Raw genomic sequence first — 404 nt, forward strand, 5'->3', positions numbered from 1 at the left:
GGTATGGTGATCGTAGACCAACATGCCGCACATGAAAGACTGGTCTACGAGAGACTTAAACACCAGATGGCGAAAGACGGCATTGCTGCCCAAGCACTTTTGATACCGGAAATCGTGGAGCTTCCGGAGGAAGATTGCTCGCGGTTGATGGAAGTGGCCGAGGAACTCAGTGGTATGGGATTGACCATCGAACCATTCGGAGGAAACGCCATCGCTGTGCGAGAGACACCCGCTATTTTGGGTGAAGTCGATGCACAGTCCTTACTTCTCGACGTTTTGGACGAACTCTCAGATCAGGGCGAAAGCCAAATCGTAAAAGCTAAAATCGACGCCATCCTCAGCCGTGTTGCTTGTCACGGATCTATCCGGTCGGGTCGTTGGATGCGCGCAGAAGAAATGAACGC

Annotated in this window: 1 pseudogene; it reads left to right on the forward strand. The window is 52.2% G+C overall.

From position 1 onward, the window contains the following. Positions 1–404, forward strand: a pseudogene (locus tag ACFWW2_RS02805) (DNA mismatch repair protein MutL); the annotation flags it as partial.

It is taken from the genome of Yoonia sp. R2-816, assembly GCF_046762905.1.
Lineage (GTDB): Bacteria > Pseudomonadota > Alphaproteobacteria > Rhodobacterales > Rhodobacteraceae > Yoonia.